Origin of the sequence: Neobacillus niacini NBRC 15566, assembly GCF_001591505.1 — a bacterium.
In the GTDB taxonomy this organism is placed as follows: Bacteria; Bacillota; Bacilli; order Bacillales; family Cytobacillaceae; genus Neobacillus; species Neobacillus niacini.
In genome coordinates this window covers 14,340-33,863 of sequence record NZ_BCVA01000022.1, presented here as the reverse complement: position 1 = coordinate 33,863, position 19,524 = coordinate 14,340, and the positions used below count along the sequence as shown (strand labels likewise).

At 36.5% G+C, this 19,524-nt stretch carries 21 protein-coding genes and 1 tRNA gene; 15 read left to right on the top strand and 7 right to left on the bottom strand.

From position 1 onward, the window contains the following. Window positions 1-24: 24 nt before the first annotated feature. Window positions 25-264 (bottom strand): hypothetical protein, encoded by a 240-nt coding sequence (locus BANA01_RS16230; RefSeq protein ID WP_063253870.1) that lies wholly within the window; start codon window positions 262-264, stop codon window positions 25-27. A 228-nt stretch (window positions 265-492) separates the two neighbouring features. On the opposite strand from BANA01_RS16230, the gene BANA01_RS16225 reads away from it, so the two are divergent. Both BANA01_RS16225 and BANA01_RS16220 read left to right on the top strand, forming a co-directional pair. Continuing rightward, a complete protein-coding gene (locus BANA01_RS16225; protein WP_063253869.1) occupies window positions 493-966 on the top strand; it encodes an Hsp20/alpha crystallin family protein in 474 nt (157 codons plus the stop codon). 42 nt (window positions 967-1,008) lie between these two features. Further along, entirely contained in the window at window positions 1,009-1,935 is a 927-nt protein-coding gene (locus tag BANA01_RS16220) for a hypothetical protein (protein ID WP_063253868.1), read from the top strand. Window positions 1,936-2,068: 133 nt separating this feature from the next. Here BANA01_RS16220 and BANA01_RS16215 read toward each other — a convergent pair whose 3' ends face one another. After that, window positions 2,069-2,935, bottom strand: coding sequence for a LysR family transcriptional regulator (locus BANA01_RS16215; RefSeq protein ID WP_063253866.1), 867 nt, complete (start codon window positions 2,933-2,935; stop codon window positions 2,069-2,071). Window positions 2,936-3,075: 140 nt separating this feature from the next. On the opposite strand from BANA01_RS16215, the gene BANA01_RS16210 reads away from it, so the two are divergent. Beyond that, window positions 3,076-4,041: a DMT family transporter gene (locus BANA01_RS16210; RefSeq protein ID WP_063253864.1), complete on the top strand. Its 966-nt coding sequence runs from the start codon at window positions 3,076-3,078 to the stop codon at window positions 4,039-4,041. Window positions 4,042-4,147: 106 nt separating this feature from the next. Here the strand turns inward: BANA01_RS16210 and BANA01_RS16205 are convergent, their stop codons facing one another. Then, window positions 4,148-4,762 carry an RraA family protein gene (locus BANA01_RS16205; protein ID WP_063253863.1) on the bottom strand — a complete coding sequence of 205 codons (615 nt, stop codon included), beginning with the start codon at window positions 4,760-4,762 and terminating at the stop codon, window positions 4,148-4,150. Between the two features lie 275 nt (window positions 4,763-5,037). Here BANA01_RS16205 and BANA01_RS16200 point away from each other — a divergent pair, with 275 nt between their 5' ends. Then, entirely contained in the window at window positions 5,038-5,733 is a 696-nt protein-coding gene (locus tag BANA01_RS16200) for a YetF domain-containing protein (RefSeq protein ID WP_063253861.1), read from the top strand. A gap of 87 nt (window positions 5,734-5,820) precedes the next feature. Here BANA01_RS16200 and BANA01_RS16195 read toward each other — a convergent pair whose 3' ends face one another. Both BANA01_RS16195 and BANA01_RS16190 read right to left on the bottom strand, forming a co-directional pair. Next, window positions 5,821-7,053, bottom strand: coding sequence for an endo-1,4-beta-xylanase (locus BANA01_RS16195; protein ID WP_082799556.1), 1,233 nt, complete (start codon window positions 7,051-7,053; stop codon window positions 5,821-5,823). 372 nt (window positions 7,054-7,425) lie between these two features. After that, window positions 7,426-7,797, bottom strand: a complete 372-nt coding sequence (locus tag BANA01_RS16190; protein WP_063253856.1) for a VOC family protein — start codon at window positions 7,795-7,797, stop codon at window positions 7,426-7,428. Between the two features lie 207 nt (window positions 7,798-8,004). On the opposite strand from BANA01_RS16190, the gene BANA01_RS16185 reads away from it, so the two are divergent. Next, window positions 8,005-8,712: a DNA alkylation repair protein gene (locus BANA01_RS16185; protein ID WP_063253916.1), complete on the top strand. Its 708-nt coding sequence runs from the start codon at window positions 8,005-8,007 to the stop codon at window positions 8,710-8,712. 243 nt (window positions 8,713-8,955) lie between these two features. Continuing rightward, window positions 8,956-9,372 carry a VOC family protein gene (locus BANA01_RS16180; protein ID WP_063253854.1) on the top strand — a complete coding sequence of 139 codons (417 nt, stop codon included), beginning with the start codon at window positions 8,956-8,958 and terminating at the stop codon, window positions 9,370-9,372. Window positions 9,373-9,516: 144 nt separating this feature from the next. Here the strand turns inward: BANA01_RS16180 and BANA01_RS29580 are convergent, their stop codons facing one another. Together BANA01_RS29580 and BANA01_RS16175 are read right to left on the bottom strand one after the other, a co-directional pair. Further along, entirely contained in the window at window positions 9,517-9,666 is a 150-nt protein-coding gene (locus tag BANA01_RS29580; RefSeq protein WP_157411814.1) for a hypothetical protein, read from the bottom strand. Between the two features lie 71 nt (window positions 9,667-9,737). Then, entirely contained in the window at window positions 9,738-10,223 is a 486-nt protein-coding gene (locus tag BANA01_RS16175; protein WP_063253852.1) for a CBO0543 family protein, read from the bottom strand. A 272-nt stretch (window positions 10,224-10,495) separates the two neighbouring features. Between BANA01_RS16175 and BANA01_RS29170 the strand changes: the two genes are divergently transcribed. The 9 genes from BANA01_RS29170 to BANA01_RS16135 all read left to right on the top strand — a co-directional run bounded on the left by BANA01_RS29170 (window position 10,496) and on the right by BANA01_RS16135 (window position 19,522). Next, window positions 10,496-10,621, top strand: a complete 126-nt coding sequence (locus BANA01_RS29170) for an FbpB family small basic protein (protein WP_157411813.1) — start codon at window positions 10,496-10,498, stop codon at window positions 10,619-10,621. A gap of 135 nt (window positions 10,622-10,756) precedes the next feature. Further along, a complete protein-coding gene (locus BANA01_RS16170) occupies window positions 10,757-11,032 on the top strand; it encodes a DUF1450 domain-containing protein (RefSeq protein WP_063253850.1) in 276 nt (91 codons plus the stop codon). Window positions 11,033-11,093: 61 nt separating this feature from the next. Beyond that, window positions 11,094-11,167, top strand: a tRNA-Gly gene (locus tag BANA01_RS16165). Between the two features lie 158 nt (window positions 11,168-11,325). After that, window positions 11,326-12,135, top strand: a complete 810-nt coding sequence (gene mutM / locus BANA01_RS16160; protein ID WP_063253848.1) for a bifunctional DNA-formamidopyrimidine glycosylase/DNA-(apurinic or apyrimidinic site) lyase — start codon at window positions 11,326-11,328, stop codon at window positions 12,133-12,135. Between the two features lie 490 nt (window positions 12,136-12,625). Continuing rightward, entirely contained in the window at window positions 12,626-13,267 is a 642-nt protein-coding gene (ccpN, locus tag BANA01_RS16155; protein ID WP_063253846.1) for a transcriptional regulator CcpN, read from the top strand. A 6-nt stretch (window positions 13,268-13,273) separates the two neighbouring features. Continuing rightward, entirely contained in the window at window positions 13,274-14,101 is an 828-nt protein-coding gene (locus BANA01_RS16150; protein WP_235847167.1) for a pyruvate, water dikinase regulatory protein, read from the top strand. A gap of 2 nt (window positions 14,102-14,103) precedes the next feature. After that, window positions 14,104-16,773, top strand: a complete 2,670-nt coding sequence (gene ppdK, locus BANA01_RS16145; protein ID WP_063253910.1) for a pyruvate, phosphate dikinase — start codon at window positions 14,104-14,106, stop codon at window positions 16,771-16,773. A gap of 286 nt (window positions 16,774-17,059) precedes the next feature. Beyond that, entirely contained in the window at window positions 17,060-17,893 is an 834-nt protein-coding gene (locus BANA01_RS16140) for a YitT family protein (protein ID WP_063253908.1), read from the top strand. Between the two features lie 186 nt (window positions 17,894-18,079). Then, window positions 18,080-19,522: a sensor histidine kinase gene (locus BANA01_RS16135; RefSeq protein WP_063253843.1), complete on the top strand. Its 1,443-nt coding sequence runs from the start codon at window positions 18,080-18,082 to the stop codon at window positions 19,520-19,522. The last annotated feature ends 2 nt before the right edge of the window (window positions 19,523-19,524 follow it).

Genomic DNA, 19,524 nt, shown 5'->3' with positions numbered 1-19,524 from the left:
TTAAAACCTCCTAATTATTTTTCCTTAAAGGGGTTTACCAGTTATTTTTTGTGAGTTGGAATCCTCGATATCATGATCCAAAATCGTGCTTGTTGTGTAAATTTTCAAACATCCATCAGCCAACTGCTGGCCAAAGCCTTGATTTTTCTTTGCAGAAACATTCCTGTTTATTTTCAAGGTAGTACTAAAAGAGATGGAACTACCATGATCGATATTATTTAGTTTTATTCCATTAATAGTCACCTTGGTTGGTATAAAGTCCATGAATGATTATCCTCTCTTTGGCATTACCCCGGGGTACTTAACTATATGATTGTTAACTAGAAAATATGATTTTGTATATAGGGACTAGACGGAACATGGTAAATCATGGGGGCTTCATTTTAAGATTGGACACTTTTTATGAATGATTTACTAAATAATAAATATTATTAATTATAAGAAGAAAAGTACGGGGATTCATACCGAGTCTTACAAGGAGGATGATCCATCATGGATATGAATAAGATCTTACAATGGATGGATTTGGCGAAAAAATACCAAACTGGTGATTTTTGGGATGGGATTTTTGATCAATCCTCCTTTGAAGAATTTATGAAAAGTAATATGGATCCAAATAAATCGGGTGAACCAGCAATGAGAGCGGGTCAGGGGAAAAAGTTTCCCCCAACAGATATTTTCATAACCGATGAGGAAGTTCTGTTAATCTCAGATTTAGCAGGTTATGTAAAAGAAAATATACAATTATCTGTATCAGGAACCCATCTTTTAATCAAAGGAAGTAGTCACCAAATGATGACGGGGGAGCCTGTACAGAAAGAAAGATATCATGGCTCTTTTGAACGGGTTATTCAACTTCCTGAACCGACGTTTCCAAATCAAATTCGGGCTAAATTTAAAAATGGACTTCTATTTGTTACATATAAACGGCAATTTTTAAAAGAAGAGCGAGTAGATATCGATTAACATATTCGGAAAAATAAAATTACTTTAATGTGGGGAGACACGATGCCTATAAAAAGGATGTTCAATCAAAAGGCTGAAAAAAAAGTCTTAGATAATATGGAAAAGCAGACTTTAAGAATCAATGCACTCGAAGTTCAATTGAAAAGCCTATTGGAGTTTGAGAAGAAGATTCGAACATCGATGTATAGTTACAACAGTGGGGAAAAAAATGAACAGGAGCGAGAAAAGACACTAGGTAAGGATTTAAAAATAATAAAGATGGAGAATGCCCATAATTTTAATGAAATCAATAAAAGATTGGAAGAAATGGGACAAAGAGTACAGCAACTTGAAAAGTTTAGAGAGAATAAAGGACACTCACAATCAATAATAGAAGATCATCGACAGACATCAACTGAAGATTTTTCAACACATGAACATAAAAGTGAAAAAAGAGATGACATGGATGTGTTTTTCACACAGATTGAAATGAGAGTACAACTCTTAGAACGCAATATTTTATTGGTGAATGAAGTCCAGGCTGGGTTGGTAAAACGGCTAGAGGAGCTAATAGATATTAGTAATGGTTTAGTGAAACGAATGGACGAAGCAGAGGTACCTATTAAAAACGAAGAACCTATTTTAAAAACGTTATATATTGAAAAGTTATACCTAGAAAAGTATGAACAAAACAATAACTTTGCTCAGCTTGGCATCAAAAGTTTAAGCGGAGCATTAAATATTGGTGCGACATATGGAAAAGAAGCAATCCCGAAGAAAATCACTGAGCAAGTAAAAGAGGAAATGGAAAAAATGAAGGAAATGAAAGGGGAAATGGAAAATAACCAGCCTAGTTCAGATCAGTCTGCTCCTATTCACCATGATGAATCATCCTCAGAAGGAGCTTCTGCCCCATCAGAGGACAAGATTCCATATACGAATATTGTCATTGAGGAGGACGATCCTTCCCATGAAGAGGATTTTTTTTAGGGCTTCTCCAACCTGGAAGTCCTATTTTTGATAGTTCATAATATATAGGCAGCCCAATAACCAAAACCAAAGCCTCCTAGGTTACTTATGCGCCGAGCGTCAAAAAAGGGGAGGCGGAATTAGAAACCTATCTCTATGTCCGGTTCCATTGTTTACTGGACTCAATTGTTTCGATAAATTTCTCTATTGTTGGTGTTAAGTACGTATCGGCTCTTCTAATAAAAACAGTCTTTACCTTACTATATTGATCTGGAAGCGTATGAAATTGAACCAAACCATCCTTTTCTAATTGTTTAACTTCTGACTTTGGAACGAATGCCACACCAAGTCCCATAACAGCACTGCGCAAGATGGTTTCTAAAGTACCAAATTCCATTATTTTTTTGGGCGTAATGTTTTGATTTTTATACCATTCTGCTAGACGTGCTCGGTAGCCACAACCTTTGCTGAAACATAATATAGTTTTTTCTTTGATATCTTCTAAAGTGGTGACATGAGTATCAGAAATTAGTACGAGCTCCTCTTCAAACACTTCATAGGACAGAAGGTCTTGATGTACATCCGTTTCTGTAATAAAAGCACCATCCAACTTATGATTTAATACTTCCTCCACTAATGATTCTGTAACTCCTGTAAATACAGACAAATCGACTTCTTTATATTTTTTAATATAACTAGACAAAATTTGGGGTAGATGCATAACCGTTTCGATTGTACCAATTTCTAATTTTCCAGACGGTTCTTTATTCGTTTGAACGGCATTTTTCATTTCTTCTGTTAATAATAATATTCTTTTACTATAGGTTAATAGTTTTTTACCCTCTGGTGTTAAGCTCATACCTCGTCGATGTCGATTAAAGAGAGGGGTATTCATTTCTGCTTCTAGCTTGCGAATTCTAGATGTAATATTTGATTGCACATAATTTAACTCTTTAGCTGCTTCTGATATAGTCCCTTTATCCGCAACCAACTGAAAAATCTCTAGGTCTTTAAATTCCACTTTTCATGCCCCTCTATCATTATTCTGTATTCTTATGATATCACGAAAAATGATAGTAGATCATCATTATTATTGATTTTACAAGATATCAAATAAGGGAGATAATCAATCTGCTATTAATTCAGGGAGGAAGATGGAATTTGAGAAATAAAGTTTTATGGGGAGCTTTTTTATGTTTTATTGCTGCCGTTTCATGGGGAGCCATGTTTCCAATCGCACATGCAGCTTTTAAACATATCGATCCCTTTTATTTTACGATCATTCGTTATGGTGCTGTTACCATCATTTTGGCAGTAATACTATTTTGGAAAGAAGGAAAACAAGCTTTCCGTTTTGAAGGTCTAGGTCTTCCATTATGGTTCTTCGGCACAATGGCGTTTACAGTCTATAATTTATTTATCTTCTGGGGAGAACATATAATGGGTGAATCAGGGGTAATGGTTGCATCGATTATGGAATCCTTAATGCCGATGATTTCCATTTTATTCGTATGGATGGTTTTCAAGAAACGCCCTCAAAGATTCACTTTTATCTGTGTACTCGTGTCATTAATTGGTGCGATTCTCGTTATTACAAAAGGTGATATTCGAGCATTTCTAGGCGCGACGGATTCGATCATGCCTTCCATACTCATCTTTATTGCAGTGGTTGGATGGGTCATATATACAATGGGTGGGAGTAGGTTTACTAGTTGGTCCGTTTTACGGTATTCGACGTTAAGCTGTTTACTTGGAACGCTAACGGCGGTTGTGATTGTAACAGCAGCGACACTGTTTGGATATATATCATTCCCTACAAAAGAAGTGATGATCGCTGCAAGTCCGCATTTATTGTTTATGATAATATTTCCTGGCCTCATTGCACTGCTCGGTTGGAACATCGGTGTCAGCATTTTATCACCCATAAATGCCCTTTTATTCATTAACTTCGTACCCGTTACTACACTTTTAATTTCGATTTATCAAGGCTATGATGTAACAATGTTTGACATTCTAGGTACCGTCTTGATTGTTATTTCACTTCTAGCTAATAATCTTTTTGTAAGGGTGCAAAAGAATGGTTACAAGCAGCAAGTTCAAACAAATTTGCATCAACGAGCATCCTAACTACCCAAACCTCTTGTTTGGTAGGAAAGAAATTTTTTTATATTTAATAAAATAAACAAAAAAGGAAAACATCAATAAATCGTTTTCCTTTCTGTTTGGTACCTTTTTATTTTAGCAAACTATCTAAATAGCGAATCACTTCATCGTGTTTACCGGAAACTTTCATATCTCTTTCCTGATCCTTCATCAGTTTTTCTTTTGCTTTTCTTAATACTTCTTCCTCAATCGCCTGCGGTATGACTACAACCCCATCTGCATCCGCTATAATGATATCCCCAGGACTAACGGAGGTTCCACCACAAGAAATCGGGACGTTGACTTCACCCCAACCAGCTTTCGCGCTTGAAGCAACGGTTGTCCCTTTGCAGAAAACGGGGAAGTTAAGCTTTTTTACTCCTAGGATGTCTCGAATCACCCCATCGGTAACTACCCCTTTAATGCCTAATGTTTGCGCAAGTCCCAGGATGAAATCCCCCGCGATGGTTCGATAGGTATCACCTTTAGCGTCCACTACAAGAATATCTCCCGGCTTGGCTTCACGAATAGCACGTAGAACGTATTGATTATCCCCAACTGGCATTTTTACGGTATAGGCACGACCTGCCATTCTGTATTCTTCTTTTAGCGGTTTAATTAATGGATCCATATTATTAAGTCCTTGCATGGTATCTGAAATACAAGTAGTTGGAATCTCAGAAAATGCCGAAACAATCTCGCTCATTTTTACCCTCCTAAGATCATAATAGAATGTTCTTCAATGCAGCAAAAAACAGTGGACTTTATATAATAGTAAAAATGAATGGGTGAATATTACAAAATGGAATCAAAAAAATTTTGTAACTAGTATTTAGAGTAGTTCGGCATTACAATCTGTATTCCTAGTAAGCGGTACTTTCTTGTTTGTGATTAGTTCTTTTTATCTATTTTTTATTTCAAAAAGATATTTTCTTCAGAATAGGGGAAGATAGGATGGATTAAAATATCCTGGAGGTTAGTATGCCGGAATATGTAGAAGTGGCTGGTCGGGCTATCTTATCTTTTTTAGTCTTATTTTCGCTTGCAAGAATACTTGGCAAAAAACAGATTTCACAGCTTACGTTTTTTGATTATGTGGTCGGAATTGTAATTGGTGACATGGCTTCACAAGTAGCAATTGATACCTCCATGAAAATTGTGAATGGCTTAATAGGATTAGTGGTTTATACTCTTTTGTCCTTAATCCTTGCTTATGGTGCGATTAAATCGTTTAAATTTAGAGATCTAGTAGAAAGTAGTCCTTCTATTTTGATTAAAGATGGGAAAATAATGGAGAAAGGTCTCTTTAAACATAAGATGACGTATGATGACCTCATGAATGGTTTAAGGGAAAAAGATGCCTTTATGATTGAAGAGGTTGAAATGGCTATTTTGGAAACAAATGGGCAGATTAGTGTAATGAAGAAACCGGAGTTCCAGTCGCTAACTCCAAAAGACATTGGTCTAAGAATGAAAGCGGACCATGCCCCTTCCTTAATTATTATCGATGGAACTCTTCTAGAAAAACGTCTAAAATCCTTAGGCTATACAAAGGATTGGCTTCTTAGTGAGATAAAGAAAAAAGGGGCAAATCATTTTGAAGATGTCTTTTTAGCTCAGATTAATTCTAATGGAAATGTATATGTTGATTTATATGAAGATAACGAAAAAGAGTGAATTAGCAGTAACAAAAGACTGTTTTAAAAGCTCACAATAAATGCAGCCTTTTAAACAGTCTTACTTTTTATTCCTTAATACTCTTGATTAGATTATGATCTGTACGGTTTCAGCAATTTTATCTAATTTAAAGCGCACTTTTTTATCTCCGCAAACAAGATCATACTCACCAAGGAATCCTTCAAATGAAACTATTCCATTGTCATCTGTCTTACCCGTGACATTTGTAGACCAGTCTTCTTTTATCAGCTTCTTTAATACTTCATATGAAGGTTTTGGACTATTATCAGTTCTGAGAAAACCAGCCGGTGCACCAAGCCATGCACCATCATCACTGAAGGACCATGTTGTGATGGCTTCTACTAGAGGATGTTTAAACAGAATGGTATACATTTCTTCTATTTCTTTCGCCTGACGTTCTTCGAATTCAGGTGTTGAGGGCCATTCTGGAATTTGATAATCATTCAGGTCTTCGATTTCAAGCGGCATGAGATGTCCTGATGTCAATGTGTTTTCTGTAAAGTGAATGGGAAGTCCAAAGTGCGAAAAACGGTCTAAAACTTCTTCTAATTTCTCACGCCCCCAATATCCTTGGTGCTGATGTGATTGAATCCCAATTGCGTCGATTGGAATACCTGCATGCAAACATCCATCAATTAAGATTTCATAATTAATGGAGGTATTAAAGTCATTTAATAATAGTGTAGCTCCGGGATTAGATTCACGTGTTTTTGCAAACATTTCTTTAATGATCCCAACACGGCCAAGTTCTTGAGAAATTCGCGTAATCCCATTGTCATACTTATCAAAAATTGGCATGATCACAACTTCATTAATTACATCCCACATATCGATTAGTCCCTTGAAATCGGAAACATCACGTTCAATTCGCTCAAACTGTGCTTTGAGGATTTCTTCATTGCTCATTTCCAGAAGCCATGGAGCAGTGACCGTGTGCCAGCAAAGAGGATGTCCTTTTACTGTTACATTTCTCTCTTTTAACCACTGAGCAGCAGCTTTTAATTCCTTTGTTCGCGGTTTTCCTTTTTCAGGCTCAAACGTTCCCCAATAAAAAGGGAGTGTTGCAGAGTTAAACACTTCAAGGAACTTATCAAGTTTTTGTTCCTGAAAAGCTAGGCGGTCTGCTGGAACATTTTTGTTTGCTACATCAATCACATCAAAAATGCCGCAGCCAAATAGGAACTTATGGTTAGTATGTTTCAATACTACTTCTTTCCCCGCAATAGGATTTCCTGCTTCATCTACTAGTTTAAACGTTTTACTCGCCATACGGTGTGCCAATTCATTGGTATGTCCCATCATTCTACCTCCAATTTGATAACAGTATTGAACACTTCATGAAACGATTCCGCAATTCAATAAAAGTCTATCAAACTTTGTCTATCCAGTATACTAACTTTGCTAGTCATCTATAGTTTTTAAAGTAAGTAGTTAATTCATTATGGGTAAGCTTATCTTGGATGATTTAGACATCTACTTTTTTGGAAGTTTTAGCATAATAATTTAGAGGACGAACCAGAGGAGGTATTGTAGGAATAAAAATGAGGACAGGCAGTTAAAACAGGGTATTCAGATTCGTGATAGATAAAAGGAGAGGGCTCTCTTGCGCCAAAGTCCGAGCAGAGCCCTTCACTAATCTGTTAAGTCACACGTTAGTATATTTTTTTGTGTTTATCTGTGTTGGTCGAAAAGAATCTGATTGCCATCTGGATCTTCTATCATTAAATGTGCTGGTCCTTCAGTGGTTTCATCTGCCTCAGCTAACATGGTTATTCCTTTTTCTTTTAGCTGTTTTTGAATATCTCGTACGTCAGAAAATGTTTCAAGATTTTCGGCATTTTCATTCCAACCAGGATTAAAAGTGAGGATGTTTTTTTCAAACATACCTTGAAATAGTCCAATAATGCAATTTTCATTCTTCATAATCAGCCAATTTTGGGTAATGTTACCACCAAAGACTTTAAATCCTAGGTTTTCGTAAAACACTTGTGATAAATGGATGTCTTTTACATTTAAACTGACAGAAAATGTACCTAACTTCATATAATAACCACCTTTTTATTATTATTGAAAAATTCAGATAAACTCACATTAATTAGTATAAAATAGTGCTATAAAATACACAATTTTATAAGGAAAGATGTAGGGGGTTTTTGGTAAAAAAGGACTCTACATATCATGCGGCGAATTGTATTAAAGGATTTATTCCTGAAGCAATATAAACTATTTGTTTGTAAGAGGGTGAATGGCGTGACATATGAAGAAATTATGCAAAAACTTGAAGAATTAGGTTCTGAGCAAACTAAACAAACTTATAACAAACACGGAGTAAACGAGCCTTTTTTTGGTGTGAAAATTGGGGATTTGAAGAAACTTGTTAAATATGTGAAAAAGAATCTGGAATTAGCATTAAAGCTATATAATTCCGGTAATCATGACGCAATGTATTTAGCAGGTCTTTCGGTAAATCCAAAGCAGATTTCAAAAAAGACCCTACAGGATTGGGCTCAGAAAGCATACTGGTATATGGTGGCGGAATATACAGTTGCACAAGTAGCAGCCGAAAGTGATTACGCTATGGAATTGGCAAGAGAGTGGATGAAGTCCGAGGAAGAAATGATCGCAGTTGGTGGCTGGAGTACTTATTCTAATTATTTATCCATAACCCCTGATGAAAAGTTAGATTTATCCGAAATCCGTGCTATGTTGAACCAAGTGAAAAATAACATACATGGTGAACGAAACCGGGTGCGATATGTGATGAATGGTTTTGTAATTTCTGTTGGCGCTTATGTATCGGAACTAAGTGAGGAAGCAAAGCAGGTGGCAGAATATATTGGCAAGGTGCAAGTAAACGTGGGGAACACCGCTTGTAAAGTTCCTCTTGCAACAGCTTACATAAAGAAAATAGAAGTGAAAAATAGAGTAGGTTTGAAGCGGAAGACTTGTATATGTTAATTTGAAAATAAAAATGGTAATAAGTAAAGACAGTCCCTTAATTAACCGGTTCCGTTGTCTATCGCAAAAATTTAAAATATGTAACTTTTCTTCCTGTTGATAATTCTTCATTTGAATTTATTGAATCGGGAAGAGGAACAAGGTGGGGGAGGAAATGAAGAAAAGCATATTTATTTACCATTTCAAGTTTAAAAGTACAAGTTATAGACTTTTATTCATTGAGAGATTTGAAAGGAGACAAAAATGGGGGAGAAATTATTAAGGATTGGAACAACATATATACCAGTAACGAATGTAGACCTTTCATCTGATTGGTATGTAAATAAATTAGGAGCAGAATTAAGCTACAAAGATCAAGACAAAGCTATTTTAAACTTTGCCAATCTAAGCTTTTTTCTTATGAGGTCTAATAAAAACCAAAGCTCTAATTTCTTTGATATTTACGGTAATGAGTGTTTTTCGTTAACATTTGAAGTTAATGGATTAAAAGCTTTAGAAGCCATCCATAAAGACTTTAAGGATAGAGAAATAAGAGTTGGAGAGATTGAGGATAGAGGACACGCTGGAAGAAATTTTGTTTTTTATGATTTAGATGGTAATAAATTTGATGTATGGAGTGAACTGAGTCCAATCTTCAAAGAAAAATATCTTTTTTCTTAATAGATAGTTATTGAGGTACATGTTTCACCTATAAAATTAATTACAAAGTATCAAGGAACCTTCCACTTTGATAGCGAAAAAGGGCTGCAAATATGCAGCTCATTTTTTTTAGGAAAGAAAAATACTAAGGGTATTTTTAATTAATTAATTTTTATCTCTCGTTTTTGATTTTTGGATAGGTTTTTCAAGGGCAACAGCAATTTTATCTTTGATTACAGAAACAGGTTCGTCAGTTCGTGTATTCCATATGCTAGATTTAATAGTATTAGGTGCACCTGTATTTTCATTTTCCATTATTCATCCACCTCGTTTATTACTTTTCTCTTTTACACAAGTTTATTGAATCATCGCGTTCCCCGTTTACCTTACAGAAATGTTCCTTTGTTTATGGTTCTAATTAGGGCAATGATACCTCTACAAATTAGCAGTTTTAACATTAGACTTATTAAAGAGTGATACCATGTCCATCCCTTTTTCCATTTAATTAGGTTGGTTTTCTTTGAAGCAAAGGTTTCTATGATTGTTTGCGGTATAATAAAAGGAAAAAGTTTTAAAATAATCCCAAAAGGTTTGCTGTTCAATGTCCACTGATTATAATAAAGCAGCATTAAAGGATAATGAATAAAATCAAATGGGAGGTGGATTTTATACTTTGGGAAAAGTTTTTTTGGATATTTTAGATACCCTCTTGTTACTAAATATTTGTCTGAGAAAAAATTACCAATGAAACTTACCAGGTATACAATAATCCAATCCTTAAAGGAACGTTTTACAATGGCAAAAGGTAATAAAACCAATCCAATTAATGTAATCGTCATTAACAAAAAATATGGATATTTTTTTTTTCTCATTTTATTACACCTCCTCATTATAATTTGTCTCAATGCAAACTTTTATGTAAAAATCCTAAAACCAAGTGAATTCCGGCATGTGGAAATAGGTTATGGCGTGGAATAGTGGTTGATGAGTAACCAAACAGAGGGTGATCAATTTAGGGTGATCTTCATCTTTTTTGATCTAATTTTCCGATAATATAAAAAAGTTCAAAAAGTTGTAATATTTGAGGTGATTTTACCCTTTCTACTTTATGTATAATAAAAACATAAGAAAGGTGGAGAAAAAAATGAGAAAACGTAGCATCATAAGCTTTAAGAAATTAGTCGATGAAAACAAACAGGAATTAAAAAGTGATCTCAAAGCAATGGAGAGAATTGAGGCGAAAATTGATAAAAAACATTCAAAAAGGTAAAAATTTCATATATAGGAATCATAAAGAGCAACCCTAAATTTGAATTGGTTGCTCTTTATATGTATATTGGGAGAAATTTAAAGCAAAAATTGATATACTTACTATAAGAAGACAGGCAGTGGAGATGTTCAACAAATGAATTTTATTACTAAACTTTTTACAAAAGAAAAGAAATTAACGATCGATTTTTGTGAAAAAAACCTTGATCGCTTTTTATCAGAGGACTTACAAAATGAATATAGTACCTTCTTGAGTAAGAAAAATATCGAATATAAAGAATATCATTGTCAAAGTCGTTGTGAGGAATGCAAACAATCACCTTATGCGATTGTTAATGGTGTGTTTATTGCAGCTGAGGATTCAGAGGATTTATTGAAGAAGCTTAAACATCTCCAAGAAGACAAAAAATAGTTTACAAATTAGTAGTACGGTGCTATACTATTTCATGTAATATTGATAGGTCACTTAACATGCGGGTGTAGTTTAGTGGTAAAACCACAGCCTTCCAAGCTGTTGTTGTGGGTTCGATTCCCATCACCCGCTCCAAATACTTCTAACAGGGCCTTTGGCACAGGTAGTTAAGCGTAATACAATCCATTTAAGCTCATATTGATACATACACACAAACCGAACTTATAAAAAGTTCGGTTTTTTTGCGTTTTCAGGGAGAAGATATGAAAAAGCAGTAGAGAGGAAGTGGATTCATGCCTGAACTGCCAGAGATGGAAAATTACAGAAGAATGCTCAATCAAAAAGTAGCGGGTCAAACCATTACTGAAGTACAAATTAATAGAGAGAAATCGATAAATGTGAACCCTGTTCTCTTCTCTAGTACCGTCGTAAATCAGAAGATCGTGACAGTCAATCGCAGAGGAAAGCATTTACTCTTTCATTTAGATAACGGGCAGGTTTTGTTGCTTCATTTAATGCTTGGCGGTTGGATGTATCTTGGGACAGAGGAAGACAAACCGAACCGAACGATTCAGGTTCGTTTATCGTTTGGACATCACCATCTTTATTTTATTGGGCTTCGACTGGGTTATTTACACTTATATAGTGAACAGGATGTTCAAAAAGAATTATCACCATTGGGTCCAGAGCCATTGGATCCACCATTCACGGCACAAGCATTTTTAAAGCTGCTAGGGGACAGACGGGGAAAAATCAAATCAAAACTCCTCGATCAGGAGTTTATTGCAGGTATTGGAAACTGTTACTCAGACGAAATCTGTTATCACGCTGAAATTAAAACAAAACGGAGTATAGAAGATATAAAGGAGAATGAACGAAATCAACTTTATCTTTCGATGAAACATGTTCTACTCGATGCTTTAAAGCATGGAGGTTACATGGAAAATCCTTTTTTTAAGGGTGATGACCTAACAGGTGGTTATAACAATCTATGTTTAGTGTATGACCGTGAAGGTGAACCTTGCAAAAGATGTGGTGGTACGATTGTGAAGGAAATGATCTCGTCACGCAAAACCTTCTTCTGTCCGAACTGTCAAAAATAGTTAGAATCCTATCTCCAACGGTAGGGTTCTTTTTTTGCCTGAAACCACCTGGTAACTGTTAGTTGGGTAAAATGGTGCGGCTCTATTGGCCCGAAACCATGGTGGACCAATGAATTGGGTAAAGTGGGAAGGCGCCACTGGCCCGAACCCATAGTGGCTCAATGAATTGGGTAAAGTGGGAAGGCGCCACTAGCCCGAACCCATAGTGACTCAGTGAATTGGGTAAAGTGGGGAGGCGCCACTAGCCCGACACCATGGTAGACCAATGAATTGGGTAAAGTGGGACTGTGCCACTAGCCCGAAACCTTAATGAACACGAAATAGGTAACATAAAAACAGCACTATTTTGCGTGTTAAAAATTTGTCAAAAATATGTTGAACTAATTGTTCCCTATATTGTATAAATGTAATATACTATATATTAATAAGTATAGCACATTTAAATTTTAGGCATGAAATATAACATGATTATCTTGAAAAGGGGGTCAATGTGATTAAATTAACGAAACGCCAAGATGAAATTCTGAAGATTGTAAAGGAAAGCGGGCCAATTACAGGGCAGCAAATTGCAGAGAAGCTTTCCTTAACTAGAGCAGCCTTAAGACCAGATTTAGCGATTTTAACGATGGCAGGCAATTTGGATGCCAGGCCTCGCGTCGGTTATTTTTTCAATCATAACCATGAGGTAAAGCAACAGGCAGAACAATTCATTCTTCAAAAAGTTGCGGATTATAAAGCCCATCCGATCGTGGTTGAAAAATCCACTTCTGTTTATGATGCGATTGTTCAATTGTTCTTAGAAGATGTCGGGACGCTTTATGCGGTTGACAGCGATGGCTATTTAGCCGGAGTTATTTCAAGAAAAGACCTGTTAAGAACAGCCATTGGAAACAAAGACTTGCAAGAACTACCATGCAGCGTCATTATGACCAGAATGCCGAACATCATAACGGTTACACCTGATGAAACCTTGCTAGAGGCAGCAAAAAAGATGATTTTCAATCACATTGACTCCTTACCAGTAGTCAAAGATATCAATCCGGGAAACCATACATATTTACTTGTCGGTCGGATTACGAAAACAACCATTACACGAGCATATCTAGAAATAATGGAGCAAAATTCGGTATAAAGGGGAGTGGCAGTGATTTTAGGAGAGAAGGAAGTTGTCTATGTGGTTTCAGACTCGGTTGGGGAAACAGCAGAGTTTGTTGTAAAAGCGGTTGCGACACAATTTAACGGAGGAAATGTTGAGATTCGCCGCAATTCCTATGTTGACGATTTTGAAGACATTGAGGATGTGCTTATTCTAGCGAGAACGGGAAAATCCATTATTGCCTATACGATTGTCATCCCTGTTCTAAAGGAATATTTAGATCGACGGGCGGCAGAAGAAAATATTATGGCGGTGGATTTGCTTAGTCCTTTGATAAATGCCTTCACCACTAGTTTTAATAAGACTCCTCACCACCAGCCAGGATTAATGAGAAAACTAGATGAAGAGTATTTTAGAAAAATAGAAGCCATTGAATTTGCTGTAAAGTATGATGACGGCCGTGATCCTCGAGGAATTCTTAAGGCAGATATTGTCTTAATAGGTGTTTCAAGGACATCGAAGACACCGTTATCTATGTATTTAGCGCATAAACGATTTAAGGTTGCCAATGTTCCCTTGGTTCCAGAGGTTCCAGCACCAGACGAATTGTTCGAGATTCCGAGAAAAAATTGTATTGGATTAATTATTTCTCCCGATAAATTAAATGAAATCCGACTTGAAAGGTTAAAAGCTTTAGGGTTAGGTTCCAAAGCAAGTTATGCAAGTTTTGAAAGGATCCTTGATGAACTTGATTATGCTGAAAAAATTATGAAGCGAGTAGGTTGTCCAATTATCAATGTTTCAAATAAAGCGATAGAAGAAACAGCAGGATTAATATTAGAAGTGCTGAAAAAAGAGAGGGGCTTATGATGATGGAAAAATTCGTTTACTTGTTTCATGAAGGAAATGGAAATATGAAGGAAACACTCGGAGGAAAAGGTGCAAACCTAGCGGAAATGACGCGTATTGGTTTACCTGTTCCTTATGGTTTTACCATTTCGACTCAAGCTTGTAATGCTTATTATGATGCAGGGAAAACCATTCCATCGCTTGTTGAGAGCCAAGTATTAGGGGCTTTGAGCACCCTAGAGGAGAAAATGGGAAAAAAACTAGGATGTGCGGAAAATCCGTTGCTAGTTTCAGTCCGCTCTGGATCAGTTTTTTCAATGCCAGGGATGATGGATACGGTCTTGAACTTAGGTATGAATGATGAAACAGTAATTGGTATGGGGAAATTAACAAATAATCCTCGTTTTGCTTACGACTCTTACCGTCGCTTCATCCAAATGTTCAGTAATGTTGTCCTTGATATCAATACGTTCTATTTTGAACAATTATTAGAAGAAACACGCGAGCATAAAGGCTATAGTGCTGACCCAGAAATGACGGCTGAAGATTGGAAAGAAGTCATAGAGGGGTACAAAGGTATTGTTAAAAAGCATACTAGAAAAGAATTTCCACAGGATCCAAAGGAACAACTATTTCTTGCCATTAATGCCGTGTTTGATTCCTGGAATAATCAGCGTGCCATCGTCTACCGCCGCTTGAATAAAATTCCTGATCACCTTGGAACGGCTGTAAATATTCAAAGCATGGTGTTCGGAAACATGGGAAATGATTCAGGTACAGGTGTAGCCTTTACTCGAAATCCTTCAACGGGAGAACATGTCCTTTACGGCGAGTACCTCATTAATGCTCAAGGGGAAGATGTGGTAGCAGGGATTCGTACACCACAGCCGATACAAACATTAAAGGACGAAATGCCAGCTGTTTATAAACAGTTTGCTGACACATGCAAACGACTTGAACAGCATTATAAAGAAATGCAGGACATTGAATTCACAGTAGAACGAGGTCAATTGTTTATTCTTCAAACCCGTCATGGTAAGCGTACAGCTCAAGCTGCGATTCGAATTGCGGTAGAGATGGTGGAAGAAGGAATCATAGATAAAAAGACTGCCTTGCTTCGTGTCGACCCAGATCAACTAAATCAGCTTCTACACCGTAGAATTGATGATAAACATCAGCGTACATTATTAGCAAAAGGTCTGCCTGCATCACCTGGTGCGGCAACAGGTCAAGTCGTGTTTGATGCCGATGAAGCAGAGGAACTTGGGAATGCTGGTAAAAAAGTGATTCTAGTTCGTCCGGAAACCACTCCTGATGATATTCATGGAATTGTTGCAGCGCAGGCCATTGTTACCAGCCGTGGCGGTATGACCAGTCACGCTGCTGTTGTTGCCCGAGGGATGGGTAAAGCGTGTATTTGCGGATGTGACGCACTAAAAATTGATGTGAAAGCAAAGCAATTTACCGTGGACGAAAAGGTTATTAAATATGGCGATGTGATTACGATTGATGGCTCAACAGGTGAAATTATGCTTGGGGAAATTCCGATGATTGAACCACAGCTTTCTGACGAGTTCCAGCTTTTACTTGCATGGGCTGACCAAGAGAGAAATATTGGAGTTCGTGCCAATGCCGATAACCCAGAGGATGCACAAAAAGCCTTTGAATTTGGGGCAGGTGGAATTGGATTGTGCCGGACTGAACATATGTTTATGGATTTAAAACGAATTCCGATCGTTCAAAAAATGATATTGGCTGAGCAGTACAAAGAGCGTATGGAGGCTCTAGATGAGCTTCTTCCAATGCAGCAAGGTGATTTTGAAGGAATTTTTGAAGCAATGCAAGGTTTCCCAGTAACAATTCGTTTATTAGACCCACCATTACATGAGTTTTTACCAGATAAGGAAGAGTTGTTAGTAGAAGTGACGAAATTGCAAATTCTTGACCCTGCTTCACCTGAACTGAAAAAGAAAGAGTTACTATTGAAAAAGGTCCGCCAACTAGATGAATTCAACCCAATGCTCGGACACCGCGGATGCCGTTTAGGAATGGTCTATCCGGAAATTTATGAAATGCAGGCAAAGGCAATTTTCTATGCTGCGGCTAAGCTTGCAGACAAAGGGCTGGACGTTCAGCCTGAAATCATGATTCCGCTTGTTGGTCATGTTAATGAATTAAAACAAATGCGACAGCTTGTGATTTACGCAGCTTTAAAGGTTCAGGAAGAAACAAAGAAGCAATTTGAATATACGATTGGAACCATGATTGAAATACCACGTGCGGCTCTAACCGCTGATCAAATTGCGGAAGAAGCTGATTTCTTCTCATTTGGTACAAACGATTTAACCCAAACAACATTCGGATACAGCCGTGACGATGCGGAAGGCAAATTCCTTCAAAACTATATTGAAAACAAGGTGCTGCCTGAAAATCCTTTTGCAGTCCTTGATCAAGATGGTGTTGGCAGATTGGTAGAAATGGGCGTTAAACTCGGCCGTGGAGCAAAACCTACATTGAAAACAGGAATTTGCGGGGAGCATGGCGGCGAAAAAACATCAATCGATTTCTGCTACAAAACTGGATTGGATTATGTAAGCTGTTCACCATATCGTGTGCCTTTAGCAAGATTAGCAGCTGCACAAGCAACGATTCGTCATGAATCAAATAAGAAGGAAGTTTATACGACTGCATAAATCTCTTATCATGAAGAAACAATAAAGATAATTAACCATTAGGAGACCAAATCTTATAATAGATTTGGTCTCATTTTCTTTTAAGGAAAGCAATAAATCCAACAAAATTAAGAATTATCCCCCCTTTCATTTTGTTTAACAAGGAAGATTCAAATATAATGAAAAAGTTGAGAGGGTGGCACAGTGTAGAATACATAAAGAAAAACAAAGTGAAACTATATAAAAGTTACGAAAGTAGGAGATTCAATTGAGTGCAAGCACGAAACTAAAACCCAATAAACTAAAAATGATTTCACGTGCTTTGTTGGTTATTATGGGGGCCATTATTACTGCATATGGACTAGAAACGGTATTAATTCCTAATAATGTATCAGATGGCGGTGTGACAGGACTGAGTATTGTTGGTTCGAATTTATTTGGATTACCTTTAGGGCTCCTCATTGCAGTTCTGAATATCCCATTTGTATTTTTAGGTTATAAACAGATTGGTACCGGTTTTGCTATTTATTCGGTTATTGGTATTGCTTCATTAGCAATAGGAACATTACTTATGCACCACTTACCACCCATTATTGAAGGAGATACCTTGCTAATAACAGTTGTTGGTGGAATTATCATCGGTTTTGGGATGGGGTTAGCATTACGAAATGGTGGTGCATTAGATGGTATTGATATGTTAGCCGTATTACTTTCTCGTAAATTACCATTTGGGACTAGCGATCTTATTTTATTTTTAAACATGTTTGTTTTTATTGTGGTGTCAACCGTCTTCGGTCTTCAAGGAGCCATTCTTTCGGCAATTGCTTACTATATTGCATCTAAAGTGATACATATCGTGGAAGAAGGTTTAAGTGGTTCAAAAACATTTAAAATTATAACCAATGAACCAGAACTAATGGTAGAAAAGATTCGTGAGAACTTAGGACGCGGGGCAACTTATAATGTAGTGGAAGGCGGTTATACAAACGAAAAATTTAAGGAAATCAATTGCGTGATTAACCGTTTAGAAGATAGCAAAATGAAAGAAATCATTAATGAAATTGACGAAAATGCTTTTGTTATCGTATATGATGTAGCCGAAGTTAAAGGTGGTAACTTCAAGAAGCATGATGTTCATTAAGCAAATAGACATTAAAAGGTGCCTGTCACCATTTATGCAAAAGACGCTGTTTATGCAGCGTTTTTTGTATTTTTTTCTAGCCTGTTTTGAGAATTTTTCTTTATTTTTTCGAAATTTTTAAGATTTGTGTGATATGGTTCAATTATCTTGATGGGTATTTAGTTGAAAATTGATTGGAGGTGAAGTATGTCCATTAAAATGAGGTTTCTGTTGTCATACGTGGGGGTCATTGTTTTTTCTATTTCTTTGTTTTTAGCGGCTGGTTATTTGCTTCTTTTTACGATAACGGGCGATGTAAATTCGATCGCGAACTTTTATAAGAAATCATATCTTCAAAAACCTTTGACTCCTGTTGAGGAAAGTGTGTTTCTTGATTTAAAACTTTTGGCGAAAAATAACCCTGAGCAGCTATTAAATAAAGAGCAATTGAAGAAGCTTGAACAGCAAGAGATCAAAATTGTCGTAAGAAAAGATCGCAACATTGAGTATGCGACTTCCACGTTAAGCCAGCAGGCATTGGGTACGTCACTCCCTAAGTTTGAGGAAACGAATATAAACACGCGGGATTCCATTAAACTCAATGACTTTTATTTTACTTATGTAAAGTTTGATTTTTATTTTTCAGACAAAAGTAAAGGAAGTATTTTTGTTTTAAGGAAGGTAAGCTCAAATACTCAATTGATTCAAGAACTGTTTCCCATTTTATTAGGACTTTTACTGCTTCTATTTATCATGATTATTGGGATATTAAACTATTTAGTGTCAAGAAGCATAATCAAGCCGATTTCCATTCTTAAAGAGGGTGCAGAACGGATTAAATCGGGTGATTTACATTTTGAAATCAAAACAACTTCCAATGATGAAATCGGACAATTAAATAAAACGTTTGAGGAAATGAGACTAAAACTTAAGGAGTCAATCACCCTCCAACTTCAATATGAGGAAAATCGAAAAGAACTTCTTTCAAATATTTCTCATGATTTAAAAACACCGATTACTTCCATTATCGGTTATGTCGAGGGAATAAAAGACGGTGTAGCAAATACCCAAGAGAAAATGGAGAAGTATTTAACCACCATTCATGTCAAAGCGAGGGACATGGATTCATTAATCGATGAACTATTTTTATTTTCAAAACTAGATTTAAAGAAAGAGTCCTTCACTTTTGAAACGATTGAATTGGTTGAATACATGCAAGATTTTGTAGAAAAACTTCATCTTGATTTGGTTCAAAAAGGTATAAAGATTCACCACCATCCACCTAATAAACCGATATACGTGAGTGCTGACCGGGAAAAGTTAAAACGTGTTTTAGTAAATCTCATAAACAATTGTGTGAAGTATATGAATAAAGATGATAAGTATATTTCAATTCAACTGCATGAAGGCCCTTTTGATGTCGTCTTAGAAGTAATGGATAATGGCTATGGAATTGAACCTTCTGCGTTGCCATATATTTTTAATCGTTTTTACCGGGCAGAAAAGTCTAGAAATTCCCGGACTGGTGGAAGTGGATTAGGACTAGCCATTGCCAAACACATCATTGAAGAGCATGATGGTGAGATTTGGGCAACTAGCGAGAAAGGCAAAGGTACAAGTGTTTTCTTTTCTTTGAAGAAAGGTGTGTAAAG